This window comes from Gilliamella sp. A7 (genome assembly GCF_002142015.1).
GTDB classification, from domain to species: Bacteria; Pseudomonadota; Gammaproteobacteria; order Enterobacterales; family Orbaceae; genus Gilliamella; species Gilliamella apis_A.
On the sequence record NZ_NASN01000015.1, the window covers coordinates 1 to 22,293 of the forward strand.

The following is a 22,293-nucleotide window of genomic DNA, read 5'->3' on the forward strand; positions in this document are numbered from 1 at the left end:
TTTAATCCAAGCTCTTAGTTGTTCTATATATTCGTTAGAATTAAAAAATATATTTAATACTTGATTGGTAATATTTTATTTTCGATCTGATTTCTCTTTAATTCATCACTTAATAATAATTTTAATCAAATGGGCAATATTTTTAATTAACGCATTATTGATTGTGACCAATATTTTTTTATATTGTAAATTAAACTTAATTAGTCATTTATAAATATAAACAATCGATTAACCAAAATAACTTAGTTAATGTCTATTATCACACTTTATGATTAAACTTTTATAAGATTGAGCAAGATAATCAATAGTTGGGCAACCAAATGATTTCCACTCAAATCCAAATATCACTAAAGTTTGAATAATTTATTGTAGAACAAAACAATTTAAATCAACGTGTAGTGGTGCATTAAGTTATCCATAGATATAATGCTGGTAGCGTTAACTTATACTCTTAACCAAATTCATTACATGTTTTCCCTGTTGATAAAACCTTACCATCTGTTGATTAAAATCTTCAATATAGCTTATCTTATTCTTTAAAAAAGTTGTTCCCATTGTTAACAATTTAGAAGAACAACAAAAAACGGATTGGATGACATTGGGTTATCTTAGCGATTTTCTTGATCCACATGACCAACAAAAAACATTACAAGTTATCCAATAACAAGGCAAGAGGTTTTATTGCTAAAAAGAGCTATAGTCATTCAATTAATTTTATTTATAGTTTATACTTACACCAAAGTATTTACTTTGTTTTTAGTAATACCAAATTATTCACACAAGAAGATAATACAATAAAAATCAAAATTTTATTAATTTTTATTGAGATGATAAGGAATATCATGGATATAATACGTTTCATTCTCCGTCTACCCTACCGCATCTTATGTATCGGTCTAGAAGCGATTCTCTATTTTGCACTTTTTCTACTAATTGTTTTACGATCCTTATTATGGCTGATAAGCCCGATTATTGGTCAAATTAATTGGTCGATACCTAAGTGGTATCCACGTGCTAAAGATATCTATCAATCATCAATTAAAAGACTCAATAACTATAGTTTAATTATTGGTTGTGTTGTTATTGTGGGAATTATTGCCTATTTCAGTGGTAATTATGCCTACCATTGGTACTTAAATAAACCAAAACCTATTGAGCCAGCTCCCGTAATTGTTAATACGTATGGTATTTCTTTTTATGCGCCTAAAGAATCTGGTGTACTTACTAATCCTAATCAATCTTATTTAAAAATCCAATTTACTGGACATAAACGATCACCAGCTCCGATAGATAAAATTGGTAAGGAAATAACTGAGGGAATTCAAATTTCACCTGAAATTAAAGGGACTTGGAGTTGGCATGACGATGTAAATATCTATTTTAAACCAGAACAACCATGGCCAATAGGTGAAACCTATACGGTTAAATTGGATGATTCAAAGTTATTTGATTCTAACAATTTAATAAGTAAAAAGGATGATAATTTTACGTTTAATACAACCGGCTTTTCTTTTGGAATTACAAACAATGAATTATATCAAAATCCTATTGTTCCTGACGAAAAACAAGGTATTTATGAAGTAAAATTCTCTCATCCTGTCGATCAAGCAACCTTTGAAAAAAAATTAAAATTATCACTATTTGAAATAACAAATGGAAGATATGAGCCAAATAAATTTGTCCAAAATGTAAACTTTACAATTAATTATAATAAAGATAAAACAAGTGCTTATATAAAAAGTGATAAATTAGAACTTGCTGATATGGATAGGTATTTATCATTAAAAATTGCAAAGGGTGTAACATCTTCAATAGGAGGATCCCCAACAACTTCAGAAAGTTCGAAAAATATATATATACCAAATAAATATGATCTTAGTATCACTTCATCTGATATTTCCTTTGTTGAACTGTCGAATAATGAAATACGCCAAATTATCACAATTAATTTAGCTTATAATGTTAAAGCTAGTGATTTACAAAAAGCATTGTCAATCTGGCAGTTACCCAATCCAAACGCCAAATATAGTGAAGAATATTATGATAAAATCGATAACACATACAAAACTAAATATTTTATTGATAAAACGGTCCTAGATAAATCGAAAAAATTAACAACTAGATATATTGAGACTGACGATAATAGAACTTATCAAAATCAATTCAGTTTTGAAATAAACGGTGATCAACGTCAACAAATATTTATTACTGTTGATCCATCCTTAACGTCAGATGGTGGCTACACATTTAAGAAGAAATATGAGAAATTGATGCAAATTAATGAATTTGATAAATTGCTTAATTTTGCTGCTACTGGTTCTCTATTATCGCTATCAGGTGATAAAAAGATTCCTGTCGTTTCTCGTAATGTTAGTCAAATAAAGTTAGAACTCAAACGTGTTATTCCATCCCAATTACACCATTTAGTCTACGATAATGAAAGTGATTTTAGTTCAATGAATTTTGAATATTATAAAAGTGATAATTTTGTTGAAAAATATTCAATTACAAAAGATATTAAGGATAAATCAGGTGCTATTCATTACTCTGACTTTGATTTAACTCCATACCTTAGCAAAGATGTTAAGGGAAAAGAAGTTAATCACGGGGTATTTTTATTAAATCTCTATGCCAAAAATGATGATGTAATAGAAGATGAAGAATCTTACGATTATATCAATTCTCGATTCATATTAGTGACAGATTTAGGAATTATAAATAAAAAATCACTTGATGGCTCTTATGATCTCTTTGTGCAATCTATCCACAGTGGGTTACCTGTTGGCGGTGCTAAAGTTTCAATACTCGGTGCCAATGGTATTAAAATTACGACTTCTATCACCGATAACACAGGTCATGTCCATTTCCCACCATTATCAGATTACTATAAAGGTATTAAACCGTTATTATTCTTAATTGAAAAAGATAAAGATATTTCATTTTTGCCGATTTCAAAAGGTTATCGCTATTATGACAGAAAACTTAATTACTCTCGTTTTGATGTAGATGGTCAATACGAAACAATTGACCGAGGAGAGCTACATGCGCATCTATTTTCTGATAGAGGAATCTATCGACCAGGCGATACCTTCCACATAGGGATGATTATTAAAGCAGATGATTGGACTAAATCATTGAATGGAATTAATTTAGTAGCCACTATTTTTGATGCTAAAAATAACCATGTCACAACTAAAAAAATTAAAGTTGATGATTACGGTTTTAATGAGATTTCATTTAAAACAGAGGAAAGTTCTCCAACCGGACAATGGCATGTATATCTATATATTGATGATAATAAAAATTTAATTGATTCGGATAATGATGAACCAAATTTCCTAGGTTCTACTTCAGTGACTATTCGAGAATTTGAACCAGATAAAACTAAAGTTACCGCACAAATAGTAACTGAACACAAACAAGGATGGATTAATCAATCGGATATAATTGCAAAAGTGACAGCGAAAAATCTCTTTGGAACCCCAGCCCAAGAGCGTCGAGTTGAGAGTAAATTATATTTACAACCAACAAAATTTAGTTTTAAAAAATATCAAGATTATCATTTTTATCGAGTAGGTAATAATCGTAGTAATTTCAAAATTGAACTTGAAGACAATTTTACAAATGAAGAAGGGATTGCTGATATTGATTTGCATATTGAAGACTTTGAAGGTCAATATGTAGCCAAATTCTTGACTGATGTATTTGAACCAAATAGTGGTCGTAGTGTTGCTGCAACTGATTCAATTTTGATTTCTGCATCTGATTATTTAGTTGGAGCAAAATCTGATGGTCAATTAAATTATATTAAACGGGATAGCAAGCGTTTACTTAATCTCATTGCAATAAATCCAACTCTAGATCAAATTACACTAGATAATCTCAAACTTGTTACCCTTGAGAAAAAATATCTTTCTGTGTTAGTAGAACAGTCTTCAGGTGTTTATAAGTATGAATCTAAACGGAAGGATATTGTAATTTCACAAATTCCTTTTGAAATTGATAATAAAGGAACTATTTATCAGATTCCAACTAAAACACCGGGTAACTATATTCTTCAATTGTTAAATAACCAAAACGAAATAATATATCAAACCGAATATACGGTAGCCGGATCAGCAAATATAACACGTTCATTAGATCGTAATAGTGAATTAATGTTAAAAATTGACGCTAATCAATACAAACCGGGACAAGATATAGAAATAGCGATAACCGCACCATATACCGGAAGTGGAATCATCACTATAGAAAGGGATAAAGTTTATGCATGGAAGTGGTTTAAAACTAATACTACCAGCTCGGTACAAAAAATCACTTTACCTAAAGAAGTAGAAGGAAATGCCTATATCAATGTGCAGTTTATTCGTGATCCAAATTCAGAAGAAATATTCATGAGTCCTCTTAGTTATGGTATTGTTCCATTTAAGGTTTCAGATGATAAATTTATGGAGAAGGTAACATTAGAAACACCGAAATTAATCAAACCTGGAGAGACGATTCCAATCACAATTAAAACTAATAGCCAACAACGTGTCGCTGTTTTCGCGGTTGATGAAGGTATATTACAAGTTGCTGGCTATCAATTAAAAAATCCAGTTAAAAACTTTATACGTAAAAAAGCCTTATCAGTAAGTACAGATCAGATTTTAGATCTTATCTTACCTGAATATAAACGTTTACTAACTTTATCTGCACCAGGTGGTGATCAAGAAAGTGATGATAAACTTAATGCTCATTTGAATCCATTTAAACGTAAGACTGATGAGCCTGTTACCTACTGGTCCGGAATTATAGACGTTAATGGTGAAAAACAACTCGATTACAAAGTACCTGAATTTTTCAGTGGAAAAATTAGAGTGATGGCTGTGACAGTCGGTAAGAAAACAATGGGCGTTACACAAACGTCTACTACGGTTCGTAATGACTTTGTATTAAGCCCTAATGTACCTTATTTCGTCACGCCAAACGATGAATTTGAAATAAGTTTATTAGTTGCAAATAACATCACTGAAATCGGTAATGAAGAAATCCCAATTAAGGTTAAGCTAACCACAACGCCACATCTAGCTGTTTTAGATGAGTCAATTAAAACCGTCAAGTTAGCTTCAATGAAAGAAGGGACTTTAAGTTTCCGCTTAAAAGCAACCGAACAATTAGGTAGTGGTGATTTACTCTTTACAGCAACCTATAAAGATAAAACGATAACAAGACGAGTAAGTACTTCTGTTCGTCCGGTTAATCCTTATCGAATAAAAACGATTATGGGACGAATGGATGGTAAAACACAAACCTTTTCCGGGTTTAGACAGATGTATCCAGAATTTAATGAACAGAATGCTGGCGTCTCTTATTCTCCAATGATCTTAGCTAAAGCTCTTACCGAATACTTAGATGATTATGAATATTTTTGTTCTGAACAGATTGTTAGTCGTGCTTTACCATTGGTGATTGGCAATAAATATCCTGAATTCAATATGATCACCGATAAAACATTACCGTTTACCGCAGTAATACAAAAACTACAAAGCCGTCAAAATAGTGAAGGCGCAATTGGTTTATGGTATTCAACATACAATGTTGATCCATTTATTACACTTTATACAGTTCATTTCCTACTTGAAGCAAAAGATGCTGGATTAGTAATACCAAAAGATCTACTAGAAAATGCAAATAAATATCTTAAATTAGTTGCGGCTAGTAATTTAACTGATCCTTACAACTTGCGATTACGAGCTTATGCTATTTACTTGCTAACTAGACAAAATATCATTACAACTAATCAAATTGCTTCAATCATTGAGGATTTAAATCATAATTACAAATCTTGGTCTACAGATCTTACGGCGTTGTATTTAGCATCATCATACAAAATGCTGAAAATGGACAAACAAGCAGATAATCTTTTAAAACCGATTTGGAAGGATCTGTCCAAAGCCTATGATAAAGCATGGTGGAATCACAATTATTACGATCCATTAGTCATTGATGCTGGGAAAATCTATTTAATTGCAAAACATTTTGACAATAAAATCAATGATATACCAGCTCAAGCTCTTGAAAATATGACGTTAATGCTAAATGAGGAACGTTATACTACTCAATCGGCTGCTATGACTATGTTGGCTTTAGATAGTTATAATTCTGCAATTAAAGCACATGAGTTAGATGAAAACGATCTTACTATCACAACAAAATCTAACGATCAACAGGCAAAAATTGCAACTATTGCTAAATTGAAACACTTGTTAGCTAAAGGAAAATTCAATGATTCGATTGAGTCTATAAGCTTCCATAACGCTAAAGATTTGCCTGCATGGTATTCAATATCGCAGAAAGGCTTTGATCGTTCAATTCAACAAGAACCGATTAATAAAGGACTTGAAATTTACCGTGAATTTACAGATGACAAGGGTAAGCAAATTGATACTGTAAAATTAGGTGATACTATCAATGTAACCGTTAGAGTCCGTTCATTATCTAAAGAAGGATTAACCAACATTGCAATTGTTGATATGCTACCAGGTGGTTTTGAAGTTGTTCAACAAAAAGCGATTAATAATCATGCTGAATCTGAAAATGATAAGCAAAGTGATGAAGGTGAAAATAATAATTATGATTCTAAAGAACAGTGGATATCCCCAATTGCCATAGGTAAATATACTTGGTATCCAGACTATACAGATGTTAGAGAAGATCGCGTCATTATTTATGGTTCGACAAAAAATGATAAGATACAAACATTTAATTATCAGATAAAAGCAACCAATATTGGCCAGTACGCTGTACCTCCAGCTTATGGTGAAGCAATGTATGATCGGGATATTCAAGCTGTATCTAAAGGTGGAAATAAAATTATTATTGAACCTCGTTAATTAGCCACTAGCAGAGGGTAAACGCCTTCCCTCTGCTATTTTGTATTTATTGCATAATTACTAACATTAGCTTTTTAATTTTATATCACTATTGGTGTAATTAATAAAATGGTAAAACAATTTAGGTATATTGGGAATATTATTGTTATCCTTATTATTCTTTCTTCAATCGTAACAGCCTTTCGTTTAACTCCTAACCCACCGTTAAACCAATCGCTAAATTTTTCCACTATTTTATATGATGAAAATGACAAACTACTGCGCATAACTTTAGCAAATGACCAACGGTATCGAACATGGACACCTCTGGAAAAAATTTCTCCACATATCATTAATGGTCTACTATTACATGAGGATCAGTGGTTTTATTATCATTTTGGATTTAATCCGCTTAGTTTGATAAGGGCATTTTGGGCAACTTATATTGGGGGCGGTAATCGACAAGGAGCATCGACCATTACTATGCAACTGGCACGTATGCACTGGAAAATTAATACTAAAACAATAACTGGTAAATTACTGCAAATAGTTAGAGCTATTGAATTAGAGTTAAAATACTCTAAACATGACATTTTAGAAGCCTATCTTAATTATGCCCCTTTCGGACGCAATATAGAAAGTATTGGTGCTGCATCGTTAATTTATTTTGATAAAACTCCTGATAAAGTCAACTTACCTGAAGCGTTAACATTGACAGTACTTCCTCAATCACCTACTTATCGTATCGACAAGAAAAAAGGCATTGCAGGTGAAGCATTAGTTAATGCTAGACAACGATTATTTGAACGTTGGCAAGAACACTATAAAACCGAAGAAAATATAGCTGTGCTATTTGATTTACCACTAATGATGCGTCAACCAGAACAATTACCGTTTATCGCCCCCCATTTCACCAACCAAATACTTCAACAACAAATTCAAAAGCCGAAAACTGAACAACAAGTCATTAAAACTACAATAAAAATAGATCTACAAACAATTATTGAACAGCAAGTCAAAGCATTTATTGAACGCAATAAAATAAATGGAATTTATAACACTTCTGTGTTACTTGTTGATAACAACACAATGGAGGTGAAAGCATTAGTTGGATCTGCCGATTATTTTAATCATAGCATTCAAGGGCAAGTTAACGGAACTGATGCTAAACGTTCACCAGGCTCAACACTAAAACCTTTTATCTATGCCTTGGGTATGGATCAAAGTATTATTCATCCTAAAACAGTATTAAAAGATGTCGCAACAGATTTTGGATTTTATACGCCAGAGAATTTTGATCACCATTTTAAAGGTCCTATCTCTGTTACAGATGCGCTAATTCACAGTCGTAACATTCCTGCGGTACATGTTGCCGGTAAATTAAAAAAACCTTCATTTTATCAATTCTTAAAACAAGCCCACATTCGTGAGATGAACTCAGAAGATCACTATGGTTTAGCTTTAGTTCTCGGCGGAGGTGAAGTGACAGCCCAAGAATTAGCAACACTATATGCAATGTTAGCTAATCAAGGTATTTGGCAACCGTTAAGAATGATTAGAAATACCGATAATCAACCACGTTTAAGTCAACGCCTATTGAGTCCTGAAGCGAGTTTCATGACATTAGATATGTTATTAAAAAACACACGCAATGAAGATATTTTAGCTAAAAAGCAGCAATCTTTAACACCTATATATTGGAAAACTGGCACATCTTGGGGATTTCGAGATGCATGGACAGCGGGAGGATTTAATAATTATACCCTTATTGTTTGGATGGGTAATTTTGACGGGCATAGCAATAATGCTTTTGTTGGTGCTAATGCCGCAGCCCCTCTATTTTTCAATATTATTGATTCAATAACCGCTTATTATCCAAATCAAAAAGGTTATAAAAACACCATTCCACCTAACTTAACGCAAGTCGATATTTGTTTACCTAGTGGGAATTTAGTCACGCAATGGTGTAAGATAAAGGGTAAAACATGGTTTATACCAGGTGTATCACCGATTAATATTGATACAGTTTATCGTCCTGTTGTAATTGATAATAAAACGAATAAAGTGGCTTGCCCTCCTTTCAATCCGAAAGATACACATGTAGAAGTTTATGAATATTGGTCATCTGACTTAGTTAAAGTATTCGCCAAAGCGGGAATTCCCAAAAAAACACCACCTAATAGTGCGCATTGTGAAATAACACAAAATTATATAGGTTCTCCTCCACGTATTACTTCACCTTTAAAAAACGTTGTTTATAAATTAAGGCTAAGTAATAAAGAAAATGAGAAAATTGTGCTAAATGCGATTGCTGATGGTGAAGTTAAGAAATTATATTGGTTTGTCGATAAAAATTTTCTTGGTAGTAGTTCAGTTGAAAATACACTGGATTGGGTTCCTAACAAAAGTGGCATTTACAAAATATCTGTAATCGATGATCTAGGGCAAAGCGACAGCAGAAAATTAAAAGTAGACTTAATTGATTAATCAAAACAAGACTAATACTCTTATTAACGCTATAACTCAATATGAGCGTTAAACAAAGTGGTAGTATTTTTAATATTTTCATTCTTATTCATTGAATGTTGTTTATTCTTAATAATTTAACTCATTATTTCAGTTATTTTTTGATGGTTATCCTAATGGCGATTATCACATTTTATCGTTAAGCTTTTATAAGATGGTTCAATAAAGTCTATCGTTGCACAGCCAAAAACAACATCTACAAAGCCAATTACGGCTAATGGTTTATTTTTAAAGAGTTTTCCTGACCATTGCATCTTATATTCATGATCTTTATCTTTGCCATTCAAAGGCGTTGGCTGTGCATCGCCATTTTGATAATCATGATCAAATAGAATGCTATTGTTCTTATTTTTAACCACTAATCTTTCACAAGCTGGATAACCAAATGGTGCAAAACATTTTGTTACGTAGTAATGTAATCCATAAGCTTGAGCTACATAATCATAAGCTTTGTCATTACTCTCTTGCCAGTTTAATAAAGTTAGTTGCTGTTGAGCAAACGGATTTTTTTCCCCAATATAAACAAAAGAAGTTTTATAAGGATCGAAATCTGGCGGGAGCTGGTTAGCCATTATTGCAAATCCGAAATTATATTCAGTTTCATCTATTCCGCCTGAATAAACATCTTTTATAGCAAATGCCGACAATTGGTTAATGGAAAAACTATACAATTGATTTTTAACATAATCATATACGAATAAGGTGTCTGTTTCTGATATTTTACTTGCAGATAAAAAACGTTGTCGATTTTTTTTAGTTAATAAATATTGCTCTTTTTTGTAATTATCCGTTGGGTCTGGTTCAAAAATGTTAGTTTCTCTTCTACCATCCTTGTCATAAGGATTAAAGATGATTTTTTCCGATACGGATGTAAAATAGAATTTAGGCCCCATATGTTCTATTGGAAAAAGTTCAAATATATCTAGTGTTTTTTGTGTATTGCCAATTGCATAAAAGCTGCAACTCAATAAGAACAATAAACATATCGAAACTATTTTTTTTGGCATTTTATTATTTTTCCTGCTCTTTTAACCATGCTATTTCTTGTGCCCAAATATCCGGGTTAATCGTTTCAAGAATAAGAGGTATTTCATCAATCCGTGAGTCTTGCATAATAAATTTAAATGCGGTTTCACCAATGGTACCTTTACCTAAGCTGTCATGACGGTCAACATGGCTGGCGAGTTCACTTTTGGCATCGTTTAAATGCATACCACGTAAATATTTAAAACCAACAATTTTTTCAAATTCATCGAAAGTTTCTTTGCAGGCTTTTTCGCTGCGCAAATCATAACCGGCAGCAAAAGCATGACAAGTATCAATACAAACGCCAACACGGCTTTTGTCTTCTACTTTATCGATAATTTGCGCAAGATGTTCAAATTTATAGCCTAAGTTAGAGCCTTGTCCAGCAGTGTTTTCGATAACCGCAACGACATCTTTAGTTTTATCTAAGGTAATATTGATTGACTCAGAAATGCGGGATAAACATTCATCAACCGAAATTTTTTGTAAATGACTACCTGGATGAAAATTGAGTAACGTTAAACCTAATTGTTCACAACGTTGCATCTCATCTAAAAAAGCAGTACGAGATTTTGCCAATTGTTCACTATCTGGGCTACCTAAATTAATTAGATAACTATCATGTGGTAGAATTTGTTTACTGGTGAATCCATATCGTTCACAACGTTTTTTGAAACTATCAATCACTGCAGTTTCAAGCGGTTTTGCATGCCATTGCCGCTGATTTTTAGTAAATAGAGCGAAAGCTGTAGCGCCAATTTGATAGGCATTTATTGGCGCATTATCCACACCACCAGCTGCACTCACATGTGCTCCAATGTATTTCATATTTTTCCCCCTAATTATTCGTTTGAGCCACTATTGCGTTGAAGTTGATCACGTAAATTAGGTGGAACGCCCTTAATAACGAGTGAATCAGTTTGCGGGTCCCATTTTATACGTTCACCTAATAGGTCAGAGTTAAAACTTATGGTTAATCCACCACCACTGCCTGAGAATTTTTTCAATTGACGTAAGGCACTACGATCAACTGGGAATGTATCTTCTAAATCATATTCGCTATTTTTTACAAATTCCATAAAGTTGTTTTCGTTACTTGTTGGTAATTCATTAGCAAGATTTTTCAGCTCTATCTCTTCCCCTGCTTGTAATTGAGCTTGACAATAGTTATAGACATTTTCACGAGCACTAGTTTTATCTTGTTTGTCAAATTGCATCTCTTGACAGTAATCATCTACCGCTTTAACAAGGGTTTTATTTTGCGCTTTTGCGTCTAATCCTTCACTGGCACCTAAGTAGTCCATGAAAAAATCAGATACTTTTCGCCCTACTCGGCCTTTTAAGAAAGTTAAATAACGTTTTGATTCTGCTGAGGTTTCCCATTCAGTAATATCAATACGGGCAATAATATCAGCATGATCGATATCTAGATATTGGGTTTCAGAGATATTAAGCTCCTCATTCACTAACATGCTTAAGCAACTATTTAATACAGCAATAATTAGGTATTCAACTGCAAGGTATCGATAGTGGCAAAAAACAACTGTGCCACCTTCTGCAAATGGATATTTAGCTAATTCATTACGCAGCTGTTTGGTTGATTCTTGACTAAAATTAAGAAAATCTTGATTACCTAAACGTAACTCTTTAAGTGATTGTTCAAAAAGGCTTTCACTACTAAATAAACCATATGCTTTACTTTTATTGTTGTAAATTCTATTAATATCTTCAATCAAGTTAGCAACAGCTTGTTCATTACCGAGGAGTGAATCACGAAGTTGTAGTTCAATTTCAGTATCACTTTTTCTAATTAATTTATGTAGAACTATATTCTCAATTTGTACGCTCATGGAGATTCCTATTTGGATCGATAATTTAATGGGGTATATTTTAACAAAGCACTAAAAAAGTGCTATCATCAATTTGTAACTCTGCTAAACTAAGTAATATTGTTGTAGTCAATTTTATACTTTACGTATCCTTGTTCTAAAACTTCTTTATAACTTTTAACCTTTTATCAATGTGAATCAAAATGACAAACTCACACGATATTTATGATGATTTTAAACATAAAAAAATCAGCTTATTGTTTTGGCAATATGCGCTTCCATCTATTATCGGCACAACAGTGAATACGCTGTATAACATTATTGATGGAATTTTTATTGGCCATTGGATTGGTCGTGAAGCACTAAGTGGCGCTGGTATTATTTTACCAGTTATGAATCTTGCTGCGGGTATTGGCATGCTGGTAGGTATTGGTTCTGCCAGTCGAATATCTATATTTTTAGGTCGAGGAGAAATCGATAAAGCAGAAAAAGTTGCGGGAACATCTTTTATGTTAACAGCCGTACTTAGTGGTATCACTTTAGCCTTACTACTCTATTTTATCGATCCTGTTTTGCACTTTATTGGTTCAAGCCCAACCAACCATATTTATGCTCGTGAGTTTTTAGAAGTATTTTTACCGGGTAGTATTTTTATCACATTAACATTCAATTATAACAATATGATGCGCGCAAGCGGTTACCCATTTAAAGCAATGGTAACCATGTTTATTAGTGTGATTGCCAACATTATTTTAGCGCCAATTTTTATTATAGGTTTAGGTTGGGGAATGAGAGGAGCAGCTTTTGCCACTACACTCTCAATGTTCATAAGCTTTTTATTTGTGATGCAACATTTTATTAGTAAAAACAGTAATATAAAGCTATATCGTCGTAACTTTAGTCTTAATTTTAGCTACATTAAAGCAATTTTATCCATTGGCATGTCACCATTTGCTATGCAAGTTGCCGCCTCCGTGGTAGTTGTTTTTATAAACTGGCAGTTAACCCGTTATGCCCCCATTTCACATGTTTCTAGTGATGATGCGATCGCTGGTTATTCTAATGCTAATCGATTAATTACATTGATTATCATGGTTGTCATTGGTGTAAATCAAGGTATGCAACCGATTATTGGTTATAATTACGGCTCTAAAAATTATGTCCGGGTGAAAGAAACGTTTATCTATGCAGTTAAAATTGCCACAGTTATCACCAGTGTTGGCTTTATATTTGGTTGCTTTATTCCTGACGTGCTGGTTAGAGCGTTTAGTTCTGATGTCGATTTAGTGGCGATATCGGCTATTGCACTACGTTATACTACATTTTCATTTGCTTTTGTCGGCTTTCAGATGGTAACAACTAGCTTTTTCCAATGTATCGGGATGGCCAAGATTTCTATTTTGTTAAGCCTTTCAAGACAACTTTTAATTTTACTACCAACACTTTATATTTTACCATTATTCTTCGATTTAGATGGCGTTTGGGCAGCATCACCAACTGCAGACCTTTTATCAACGGGTATCGCTTATGCCGCATTATATTGGTATTTCAAATCGATAAAAAGAAGACATCGTTTAGCTTAAGCTCTTTTATATTAAACAGTTAGTTAATGAAGATTGATTTTATAACTCTAAAAAATGAAAAAGGCGGACTTGGTCCGCCTTTTTCATTTGAATTTAACTGTAGTTTAGTTAATTCTCACTAAAACTAAATTCTAATTAACCAAAAATTATTGACAAATTGGATGCTCCACACCACCTTCACAAGCTTTTTCAAATAAATCCATCGCTTTATCGTGATCTTTTTTTAGGTCAGCCATGCCATTTTCATACATGACAGCTAAATTAAACTGGGCTTCAGGTATACCTTGTTCAGCTGCTTTTTCATACCAGTATCGAGCTTTAATTGCATCTTTTTTAATACCTTGACCAAAAAAATACATATCACCTAAAAAAGATTGAGCATAAGACAAACCTTGTTCTGCTGATTTTTCAAGTAGTTCTTTTGCTTTTAATGGATCTTTTTCAACACCTCGTCCTTCTTTATACATGCCACCTAAATTTAATTGCGCATACTTATCATTTTTTGCAACACCTTTTTCATACCACTCTTTCGCTTTAGCGTAGTCTTGTTCAACGCCATTACCTTTATCATACATAGTACCTACATTGGATTCGGCTGTTCCACTGCCTTGTGCAATAGCTTTATCAAACCATTCTCTCGCTTTAACATAGTCTTTTTCAACACCATCTACCCCATTGAGGTATCTATAGCCTAACTCATTTAGTGCAACTGGATCATTTTGCTCGGTGGCAATTTTTAGCACTTCATCATATGGTACATTATCATATTTAGCTGCATTAACCGAACATGCAAAAAATAAAATTAATAAACCACTTGTAAGCATTTTTTTCATATTAGTTATTCCTTTTCATCCTTTAATATTTTTATATATTTACAACAAAAATAATATCATTATATTAGCAATATTTAATTGATTTTCAAATAGAAAACAATGTTGTTTTTAGAGGGCTTAAATAGGAATACAGACAGTCAAATTGGAAAATTAATCTATTCTTAGTTATCAGCAAATTAATAATTAGGATTAGTGAAATTATTGTCTTTAGTTCAATTAAAATCAATTGATAATACCGTTTTTAATTATTCATTACACTTGATAATGTAACCATAATCAAACAAATAAAGATAAATAACATACCAACCCAAGCTATTAATGACAGCGATTCGCCAACAATTAACATAGCGAGAATTGCAGCAATAACCGGTTCCAATAAGCTAATGGTAGTTGCTAAACTGGCAGATATTTTTGATAATCCATATCCATAGCATAGATATCCCAAAAACATTGGAATCAATGCCATATAACAGCCAACTGCAATATTATTCCATGCTGCAAAAAATGACGTTCCCGTTATTAACATCACTGGAATCAGTAATAAACCGCCACAACCAAATGTAGCACCCATGGCCGCTTTACTATCTATACCTTTTAACATTAATTGTCTTGCTGACCATGAGTAAAGAGCATAAGTAAAACCAGCAATAAGTCCTAATAAAATTCCCAAACCAAGATGATTATATTCAATTGTGAGCGAAGCATTTTCAGAAAATGCTAACATAGTCATGCCGATAATACCCAATAAAGCACCAATAACCCATTGTTTAGCCACTTGGAAATCACGACTAATATATTCAATTATGGCTGATAAGATTGGTGCTGATCCTATTGAAACAACTGTACCGATAGTAACACCCGATAAACGCATCGATGAATAAAATGCCAAAGGATAGATAGCCACGGCTAAGGCTCCTACAACTAAAAAACGGCTATGAGCTGTCAATAATGAGTGGTTTTGCTTGATATTATAAATAGCTAATCCGCATTGCAATATCCCCCCAATGCCCATTGCGAAGGAACCAATAAATAAAGGAGATAAAGTAGGAGCAAAAGTGGCTGCTGTGCCAGTTGTGCCCCATAATAGCGATGCCAAAATAACAGCAAAAATACCGAAATACTGATTCATCAACAAGTAAATTATTCGATATTTTGTACTTGCTCACGAATTTGCTCAATCAACACTTTGAGTTCAATTGCGCTTGCGGTTACATCAGCATTAATTGATTTTGAAGCAATAGTATTAGATTCACGGTTGAACTCTTGCATCATAAAATCGAGTCGACGACCTACTGCCTCATTTTTCTTTAAGATCGAATATGTTTCGTTAACATGCGTCATTAACCGATCTAGTTCTTCAGCGACATCAATTTTTTGGGCAACCATAACAATTTCCTGTTCTAAACGTGAATTATCAAGGTCAATATTAGCTTCTTCAAACTTATTTTTTAATCGTTCTTTTTGCCATTCTAAAATCTGCGGCATCCAAGTACGAATTTTATCAACTTCCACGCTTATCGCTTGTAAGCGCTGAGTAATTAATTCACAAAGCGCTTTACCTTCACGCTCCCGAACGGCGATAAACTCATCAATGGCGGTTTCAAGTAAAGCCAAAATTTCTTGCGAAATAGTATCCAAATTTTGTTCTTTGCTTGACATGACACCGGGCCAACGTAAAACATCAAGCGGATTTATTTGTCCCGTTTGATACTCACGTTTTATCCAGTCACCAGCTGTTAATATTTGTTTAGCAAGTTCAATGTTTAATGACAATTCTTGATGTTGTGCTGCTGGATCTAATTCGAAACGTAAATTACATTCGACTTTTCCGCGCGTTAATCGAGTACGAAGTCGTTCACGAATAATTGGCTCAAGAGAGCGAAACTGTTCGGGTAAACGAATATAGGTTTCTAAGTAGCGTTGATTGACCGAACGTAACTCCCAAGAAGCACTACCCCATGATTGGTTCAACTCTTTTCGCGCATATGCGGTCATACTAGAAATCATAATAGGTCCTAAATTTATAAAAAACTTGCTGGGCATTGTATCACAAATTCTGTATAATGTGCTCTTAGCTTAGGCTAAACATCAACGCTTTCTTGTTGATGTCCTCCTAAATGATTTAATAAGTTCAAAGATAAATTTTAAAATAAAACTGCTGGAGAATTGCATGCGCCCGTCTGGTCGATCCGCGGAACAAGTCCGCCCAATCAAAATAACCCGTCATTACACTAAGCATGCAGAAGGTTCTGTATTAGTCGAGTTTGGTGAAACAAAAGTACTTTGTAATGCAACAATTGAAGAATCTGTACCTCGCTTTTTAAAAGGTCAAAATCAAGGTTGGGTAACCGCTGAATATGGTATGTTGCCTCGAGCAACCAATTCAAGAACTCAACGTGAAGCGGCAAAAGGAAAACAAACAGGCCGTACGATGGAAATTCAACGCCTTATTGCCCGTTCATTACGCGCAATGATTGACCTAAAATTATTAGGGGAATATACCATTACATTAGATTGTGATGTTATCCAAGCTGATGGAGGCACTAGAACAGCATCAATAACTGGTGCTAGTGTGGCATTAGTTGACGCAATAAACATGATGTTAGAAAGTGGTAAAATCAAGCAAAACCCAATTAAATCTTTAGTGGCTGCCGTATCGGTAGGCATTGTTAATAGTGAAGCGGTATGCGACTTAGAATATATTGAAGATTCTAATGCCGAAACCGATATGAATGTGGTAATGACTGATGATGGTCGTATCATTGAAGTTCAAGGTACTGCCGAAGGTGAACCATTTAGTCATGAAGAATTATTAACTTTATTAGAACTGGCAAAAAATGGCATTACAACCATTATAGAAGCACAAAAACAAGCTTTAAAAGATTAATTGGAGAGGATCGATGAAATCATATAAGAGTGAATTTATAGAATTTGCTTTAGATAGGCAAGCATTAAAATTTGGTGAGTTTACCTTAAAATCAGGACGGAAAAGTCCCTATTTTTTTAATGCAGGACTATTTAATACCGGAAAGGATTTGGCGTTATTAGGTCGTTTTTATGCCGCTGCATTAATGGATGCAAATTTAAAATATGATGTCATCTTTGGTCCTGCCTATAAAGGTATCCCAATTGTCTCATCTACAGTTGTGGCTTTATCCGAGCACCACAATGTTGATGTACCTTATTGCTTTAACCGAAAAGAAGCTAAAGATCATGGTGAAGGTGGTAATTTAGTTGGTAGTTCTATTTATCAACAACGCGTCATGTTAGTTGATGATGTAATTACCGCTGGTACTGCAATTCGTGAATCAATGCGAATTTTAGAAGATAATCAATCTAAACTTGCTGGCGTATTAATCTGTCTTGATCGTCAAGAAAAAGGTAGAGGTGAATTATCCGCTATTCAAGAAATCAAACAAACTTATAGTTGTGACGTAATTTCGATTATCACTTTAGATGATTTGATCCAATATCTTTATCGTGATCCATCACGTAAAGACCAAGTAGTCCAAGTCGAAGCATATCGTTCTGAATATGGCATTAAATAACCAAGCGTCGTAAGACGCTTTTTTTATATTTGCAAGTTTTTACAATTATTTGACAACTTTTCAATTAAATTAATTATAATTTTTCCTATCTTTCTACATTAATTTACTTAAGCCCATTTCTCTAGACTGAATTAAGGAAATAAAATGAAAAAAACATTTATATTAATTTTGTTACTCAATATAAGCACCATATTTCCATCTCAGGCAAACTATAACGAGTTAAACGTCAGTAACTCTTATTTAGAACTGCAACAATTAAAATATGGAAAAGATCTCATTCCTGTGGGGCAAATTAATTCAAGTATTATTGATAGCATTAAATTAAAACCTGATACAGTTGAATTTTCTATTACTTTAGAAACAGAAGGTGCAACACCTACTGAAGCTTCAGATCTTAACGTTGAGACAATGAAGAAATTAAAAAATTACCTAAACACACTTAATATCACCGATGATAATTTAGTCACCATAGACTACAAAAACAGTGTTAAAACAATTGCGAAAGAAAACAATCAAGAAGATAACCATTATCAAGCGTTTCTTAATATTGTATTAACTATTGATGATAATGACAGTTTTATCAATCTAAATAAAGCCCTTGATAAATATAATATAAATGATATTTCTCAGCTTGAAGAAGAGAAGTTAACTAACTATTATCTATTCCAAATTACTGCAGTCGCTAATAGTGAAAGTAAAGCAAAAGAAGATCTATACCAAAAATATACTAATATCGCGAATGATTTAAAAAATATTGGTTTAACAAATGTTTCAATTAAGAGCTCGTTTGTCAGACAAATTGATACAGACAAAATTAATGAGCAACGTTATTTTGTTAATAACACTTTAAAAATAAAAATAAATAGACTCGATCTTATCGGTAAGATTATTGCCAAAGCACAAGAGTTAAAAATGAAAGTCAATAATGACATCTCTTATAGCGTATCACCAGAAGCCATTCAAACTGCAGTAAAAGAGCATGAAACTCTTTTATTAAACCAATTAACTACTAAAGTTCAACGTTTAATGGCTAAACAATATGTCGTTGGTGCACCTATTTCACTTGAAATTCAATCAAGATATCCTGAAGCAATTTATGAAAGAAATAACTCTAGTAGTGATCAAATGATGTTCAAAATGGTTTCAATGAAGAACTATAGTAATGTTGATATTTATACACCACCTGAATATGAAATCACCCTAACCTTATCAGGCTCATTCGAAACGCTTAAAAAGGTCGAGCACAACTGATTTAGTGTAAGTCTTTATAAGGTAATTAAGATTGATTAGATTAGATTTCATTTGGTTGATAATTTATTAACTAAATGAAATCTTGCAGACTATTTTGAATGACTTTGAACAAAGAATTTCGCATTATCGTAATGATAGATAATTTGTGAAAAATCGAAAGGTTCACCTGAAGAAGTATAAAAGATCTCTTCAACACATAAAGCGGGATCGCCAGCATTTAAACCTAAATAAGGAGCGATATCTTGATCCAATTTTATGGCTTTAAAATATTTGTCTGAAAAACCAATATTGACCTTACAAATATCTTTTACATAACTAAAGATTGAGTTTTCAGCAATTTCTTTATTTAAATAAGAAACAATTTTTTTTCGATAATAAGATTGTTCAAAGCCATATACTTTACCTTCAACCAAACGCAACCGTTTTATATAATAAACATACTCATCATCTTCGCACTGGAGGTATTCTTTAACTTTGGCATTAGGTTGCATAACATCAACATTAAATACTTGCGATGAGCCAGGTAAATCATTGAGATCGACACTAAACCCATGACTTTCTAAGAAATTTAGATAACCTCGTTTTTTGGGTTGCCGAACAAAAATACCACTACCTTGGATTTGATAAATTACGCCATGTCTTTCAAGACGATTTAGTGCCTTAATAATAGTGGTTCGACTGACTTGATATTGCTGAATTAAACCTTCGATATTAGGCAACTGCGTACCTTTAGGCAAATTTTGCTGATAAATCGCTTGCTGGATTTTTTTCGCTACATCTTGATATTTTAACATTTGTTATTCTTTATTATTGTTATAAATAGTTTTTATTTTATACCTGTAAATTAATTATTAAATCAAAATTGCGAGAAAACGGGATCTAGATCACAAACAATAAAATTGGTCATTAACAATTTTTATTTTAGGAATAATATAGCCTCTCTTACCTGTTGAAAGGAGCTTAATTGATGTCATCTAAAATTAGAGATTATGATAAATTAGCAGTCGATATATTAAACGAATTGGGCGGTGAAAATAATATTGTTTCTGTTGCACGTTGTGCAACTCGCTTACGTGTCGTCACGCAATCTACCCCCGAAAATGCCAAAGAAAAAATTGCCAGTTTTTCGGGTGTTATCACGGTAGTTGAAAAAGGTGGACAAATTCAAATTGTAATAGGTACAAATGTTGACAAAGTCTACAATGCGTTTACTAAATTGATGAGTGGTAATAACAAAGTTGATGTAAATAGTAAAAGTAGTATTTTGAATCGTATCATCGCGACAATGTCAGCGGTTTTTGCCCCATTTGTCTATGTGTTAGCGGGAGCAGGAATATTACAAGGAATCTTGATTTTAATTAATCTGGCCTTTCCCGGTTTTGAAAAAACGAACACTTGTCAAGTATTTAGTTTTATCTCTTGGGCACCATTCACTTTTTTACCTATATTTATTGCCATTACCGCATCGCAACATTTCCGTTGTAATATCTATATTGCGGTAGCATGTTGTGCAGCACTACTTTCACCGACCTGGGCAGAGATAGCAAAATTTATTAAAGAAGGTGGAACATTTGATTTATTTGGTTTACCGTTGTCTGAAACCACTTATATGTCAACCGTATTACCACCACTGTTTTTAGTCTGGATACTCTCTCATTTAGAGCGTTTCTTAGAACCTAGATTACATAGCATTATTAAACCATTGTTCATGCCATTCATCTGTTTAGTTATCATGGTACCACTAACGTTACTAGTAGTTGGACCTCTTACTGCTGGGGCTGCACGCTATATATCAATCGGATACAACTATTTAGTTGATTTTGCTCCATGGTTAGCTGGTGCTATTATTGGGGCATTCTGGCAAGTACTTGTTATATTCGGCGTCCATTGGGGAATAACTCCAATAGTTTTAGAAAACATGAAGCTAAATGGTCAAGATTCATTCCAAGCTTATCAAACTATTGCGGTAATCGGTCAAGTTGGTGCGGCACTTGGATTCTATATCAAAACACGTTCTTCCGAGATGAAAGGGGTATCAATATCAGCATTTGTAACTGGTCTATTTGGTATTACTGAACCAGCAATTTATGGGGTTAACTTACGCTTCAAAAAACCATTTATTTACGGTTGTGCGTGTGCATCAATTGGTGGTATTGTCGCCGGTTTCTTTACACCTTACTTCTACGCTTATGCCCCATTAGCTGGTCCATTAACTATTGTTAATACGATTAATCCAGAACATTATAATTCAGTAATCGGTGTATCCATTGGTTCGTTAATTGCGTTATTTGGACCAGTTATTCTTATACAAATTTTTGGTACCAATGAAAATAACCAAAATAATGAAAAAATTGAAAATGATACGCCAAAAATTGTTCTTGATAAAATCAATATTACTAGTCCCATGATCGGTAAAGCATTACCTCTGAGTGAAGTACCAGATCCAGCATTTGCTCAGAAATTGATGGGTGAAGGTATTGCAATAGAACCAACTGAGAACCATGTTTATGCACCTTATAATGGTAAAGTGACCGCCGTTTTTGAAAGTTCAAAACATGCTATCGGTTTAACTTTAGATAATGGCGTAGAATTATTAATTCACGTTGGTATTGACACTGTTAATCTAACTAACAATGAATTTAGTTACCATGTGAGTATGGGACAACAAGTTAAAACGGGTGATTTATTAATTAGCTTTGATCCACAAGCAATTAAGCAAGCTGGTTACCCATTAATCACACCAATTATTATTGTTAATACTGATCAGTACCAATTGATCACATTAACTGAAAATAAAGACGTAAATATTGACGATATCATATTCGAAATTAAGCAATAACAAG

Annotated in this window: 15 protein-coding genes; 8 read left to right on the forward strand and 7 right to left on the reverse strand. The window is 33.2% G+C overall.

Features of this window, described 5'->3' with window-relative positions:
* The first annotated feature begins 553 nt into the window (after positions 1 to 553).
* From B6D18_RS12985 to pbpC, 3 genes are all read left to right on the forward strand, one after another.
* Complete coding sequence (locus B6D18_RS12985; protein WP_371328873.1) at positions 554 to 664, forward strand: DUF1698 domain-containing protein; 111 nt, start codon at positions 554 to 556, stop codon at positions 662 to 664.
* A gap of 178 nt (positions 665 to 842) precedes the next feature.
* A complete protein-coding gene (locus B6D18_RS05685; RefSeq protein ID WP_158092527.1) occupies positions 843 to 6,875 on the forward strand; it encodes an alpha-2-macroglobulin in 6,033 nt (2,010 codons plus the stop codon).
* A gap of 108 nt (positions 6,876 to 6,983) precedes the next feature.
* On the forward strand, positions 6,984 to 9,341 hold the full coding sequence (gene pbpC / locus B6D18_RS05690) for a penicillin-binding protein 1C (protein WP_086363565.1): 2,358 nt from the start codon (positions 6,984 to 6,986) through the stop codon (positions 9,339 to 9,341).
* A 152-nt stretch (positions 9,342 to 9,493) separates the two neighbouring features.
* On the opposite strand, the gene B6D18_RS05695 is transcribed toward pbpC, so the two are convergent.
* The 3 genes from B6D18_RS05695 to yejK are packed head-to-tail and all read right to left on the reverse strand — an operon-like array spanning position 9,494 to position 12,256.
* Complete coding sequence (locus B6D18_RS05695; protein ID WP_086363566.1) at positions 9,494 to 10,387, reverse strand: hypothetical protein; 894 nt, start codon at positions 10,385 to 10,387, stop codon at positions 9,494 to 9,496.
* 4 nt (positions 10,388 to 10,391) lie between these two features.
* A complete protein-coding gene (gene nfo / locus B6D18_RS05700; RefSeq protein WP_086363567.1) occupies positions 10,392 to 11,234 on the reverse strand; it encodes a deoxyribonuclease IV in 843 nt (280 codons plus the stop codon).
* A gap of 14 nt (positions 11,235 to 11,248) precedes the next feature.
* The gene (gene yejK, locus B6D18_RS05705; protein ID WP_086320544.1) at positions 11,249 to 12,256 is read right to left on the reverse strand and encodes a nucleoid-associated protein YejK; all 1,008 of its coding nucleotides are present in this window, start codon (positions 12,254 to 12,256) and stop codon (positions 11,249 to 11,251) included.
* 182 nt (positions 12,257 to 12,438) lie between these two features.
* Here yejK and B6D18_RS05710 point away from each other — a divergent pair, with 182 nt between their 5' ends.
* The gene (locus tag B6D18_RS05710; protein ID WP_086363568.1) at positions 12,439 to 13,818 is read left to right on the forward strand and encodes an MATE family efflux transporter; all 1,380 of its coding nucleotides are present in this window, start codon (positions 12,439 to 12,441) and stop codon (positions 13,816 to 13,818) included.
* Between the two features lie 146 nt (positions 13,819 to 13,964).
* Here B6D18_RS05710 and B6D18_RS05715 read toward each other — a convergent pair whose 3' ends face one another.
* The 3 genes from B6D18_RS05715 to B6D18_RS05725 all read right to left on the reverse strand — a co-directional run bounded on the left by B6D18_RS05715 (position 13,965) and on the right by B6D18_RS05725 (position 16,658).
* The gene (locus tag B6D18_RS05715; protein WP_086363569.1) at positions 13,965 to 14,651 is read right to left on the reverse strand and encodes a tetratricopeptide repeat protein; all 687 of its coding nucleotides are present in this window, start codon (positions 14,649 to 14,651) and stop codon (positions 13,965 to 13,967) included.
* Between the two features lie 241 nt (positions 14,652 to 14,892).
* A complete protein-coding gene (locus B6D18_RS05720; protein WP_086320546.1) occupies positions 14,893 to 15,780 on the reverse strand; it encodes a DMT family transporter in 888 nt (295 codons plus the stop codon).
* 11 nt (positions 15,781 to 15,791) lie between these two features.
* Positions 15,792 to 16,658 (reverse strand): YicC/YloC family endoribonuclease, encoded by an 867-nt coding sequence (locus B6D18_RS05725; RefSeq protein ID WP_086320547.1) that lies wholly within the window; start codon positions 16,656 to 16,658, stop codon positions 15,792 to 15,794.
* A 163-nt stretch (positions 16,659 to 16,821) separates the two neighbouring features.
* On the opposite strand from B6D18_RS05725, the gene rph reads away from it, so the two are divergent.
* The 3 genes from rph (at position 16,822) to B6D18_RS05740 (ending at position 19,450) form a co-directional block, all read left to right on the forward strand.
* Positions 16,822 to 17,538, forward strand: a complete 717-nt coding sequence (gene rph, locus B6D18_RS05730) for a ribonuclease PH (protein ID WP_086363570.1) — start codon at positions 16,822 to 16,824, stop codon at positions 17,536 to 17,538.
* Between the two features lie 13 nt (positions 17,539 to 17,551).
* The gene (pyrE, locus tag B6D18_RS05735; RefSeq protein WP_086354000.1) at positions 17,552 to 18,199 is read left to right on the forward strand and encodes an orotate phosphoribosyltransferase; all 648 of its coding nucleotides are present in this window, start codon (positions 17,552 to 17,554) and stop codon (positions 18,197 to 18,199) included.
* A gap of 144 nt (positions 18,200 to 18,343) precedes the next feature.
* On the forward strand, positions 18,344 to 19,450 hold the full coding sequence (locus B6D18_RS05740) for an SIMPL domain-containing protein (RefSeq protein ID WP_086363571.1): 1,107 nt from the start codon (positions 18,344 to 18,346) through the stop codon (positions 19,448 to 19,450).
* Positions 19,451 to 19,539: 89 nt separating this feature from the next.
* Here the strand turns inward: B6D18_RS05740 and B6D18_RS05745 are convergent, their stop codons facing one another.
* A complete protein-coding gene (locus B6D18_RS05745; RefSeq protein ID WP_086363572.1) occupies positions 19,540 to 20,244 on the reverse strand; it encodes a GntR family transcriptional regulator in 705 nt (234 codons plus the stop codon).
* Between the two features lie 173 nt (positions 20,245 to 20,417).
* On the opposite strand from B6D18_RS05745, the gene B6D18_RS05750 reads away from it, so the two are divergent.
* Positions 20,418 to 22,289 carry a glucose PTS transporter subunit IIA gene (locus B6D18_RS05750; protein ID WP_086363573.1) on the forward strand — a complete coding sequence of 624 codons (1,872 nt, stop codon included), beginning with the start codon at positions 20,418 to 20,420 and terminating at the stop codon, positions 22,287 to 22,289.
* Positions 22,290 to 22,293 lie beyond the last annotated feature (4 nt).

Coding starts and splice junctions, on each gene's coding strand:
- B6D18_RS05685 (WP_158092527.1), top strand. CDS start 843: ATGGATATAATACGTTTCATTCTCCGTCTACCCTACCGCATCTTATGT.
- pbpC (WP_086363565.1), top strand. CDS start 6,984: ATGGTAAAACAATTTAGGTATATTGGGAATATTATTGTTATCCTTATT.
- B6D18_RS05695 (WP_086363566.1), bottom strand. CDS start 10,387: ATGCCAAAAAAAATAGTTTCGATATGTTTATTGTTCTTATTGAGTTGC.
- nfo (WP_086363567.1), bottom strand. CDS start 11,234: ATGAAATACATTGGAGCACATGTGAGTGCAGCTGGTGGTGTGGATAAT.
- yejK (WP_086320544.1), bottom strand. CDS start 12,256: ATGAGCGTACAAATTGAGAATATAGTTCTACATAAATTAATTAGAAAA.
- B6D18_RS05710 (WP_086363568.1), top strand. CDS start 12,439: ATGACAAACTCACACGATATTTATGATGATTTTAAACATAAAAAAATC.
- B6D18_RS05715 (WP_086363569.1), bottom strand. CDS start 14,651: ATGAAAAAAATGCTTACAAGTGGTTTATTAATTTTATTTTTTGCATGT.
- B6D18_RS05720 (WP_086320546.1), bottom strand. CDS start 15,780: ATGAATCAGTATTTCGGTATTTTTGCTGTTATTTTGGCATCGCTATTA.
- B6D18_RS05725 (WP_086320547.1), bottom strand. CDS start 16,658: ATGATTTCTAGTATGACCGCATATGCGCGAAAAGAGTTGAACCAATCA.
- rph (WP_086363570.1), top strand. CDS start 16,822: ATGCGCCCGTCTGGTCGATCCGCGGAACAAGTCCGCCCAATCAAAATA.
- pyrE (WP_086354000.1), top strand. CDS start 17,552: ATGAAATCATATAAGAGTGAATTTATAGAATTTGCTTTAGATAGGCAA.
- B6D18_RS05740 (WP_086363571.1), top strand. CDS start 18,344: ATGAAAAAAACATTTATATTAATTTTGTTACTCAATATAAGCACCATA.
- B6D18_RS05745 (WP_086363572.1), bottom strand. CDS start 20,244: ATGTTAAAATATCAAGATGTAGCGAAAAAAATCCAGCAAGCGATTTAT.
- B6D18_RS05750 (WP_086363573.1), top strand. CDS start 20,418: ATGTCATCTAAAATTAGAGATTATGATAAATTAGCAGTCGATATATTA.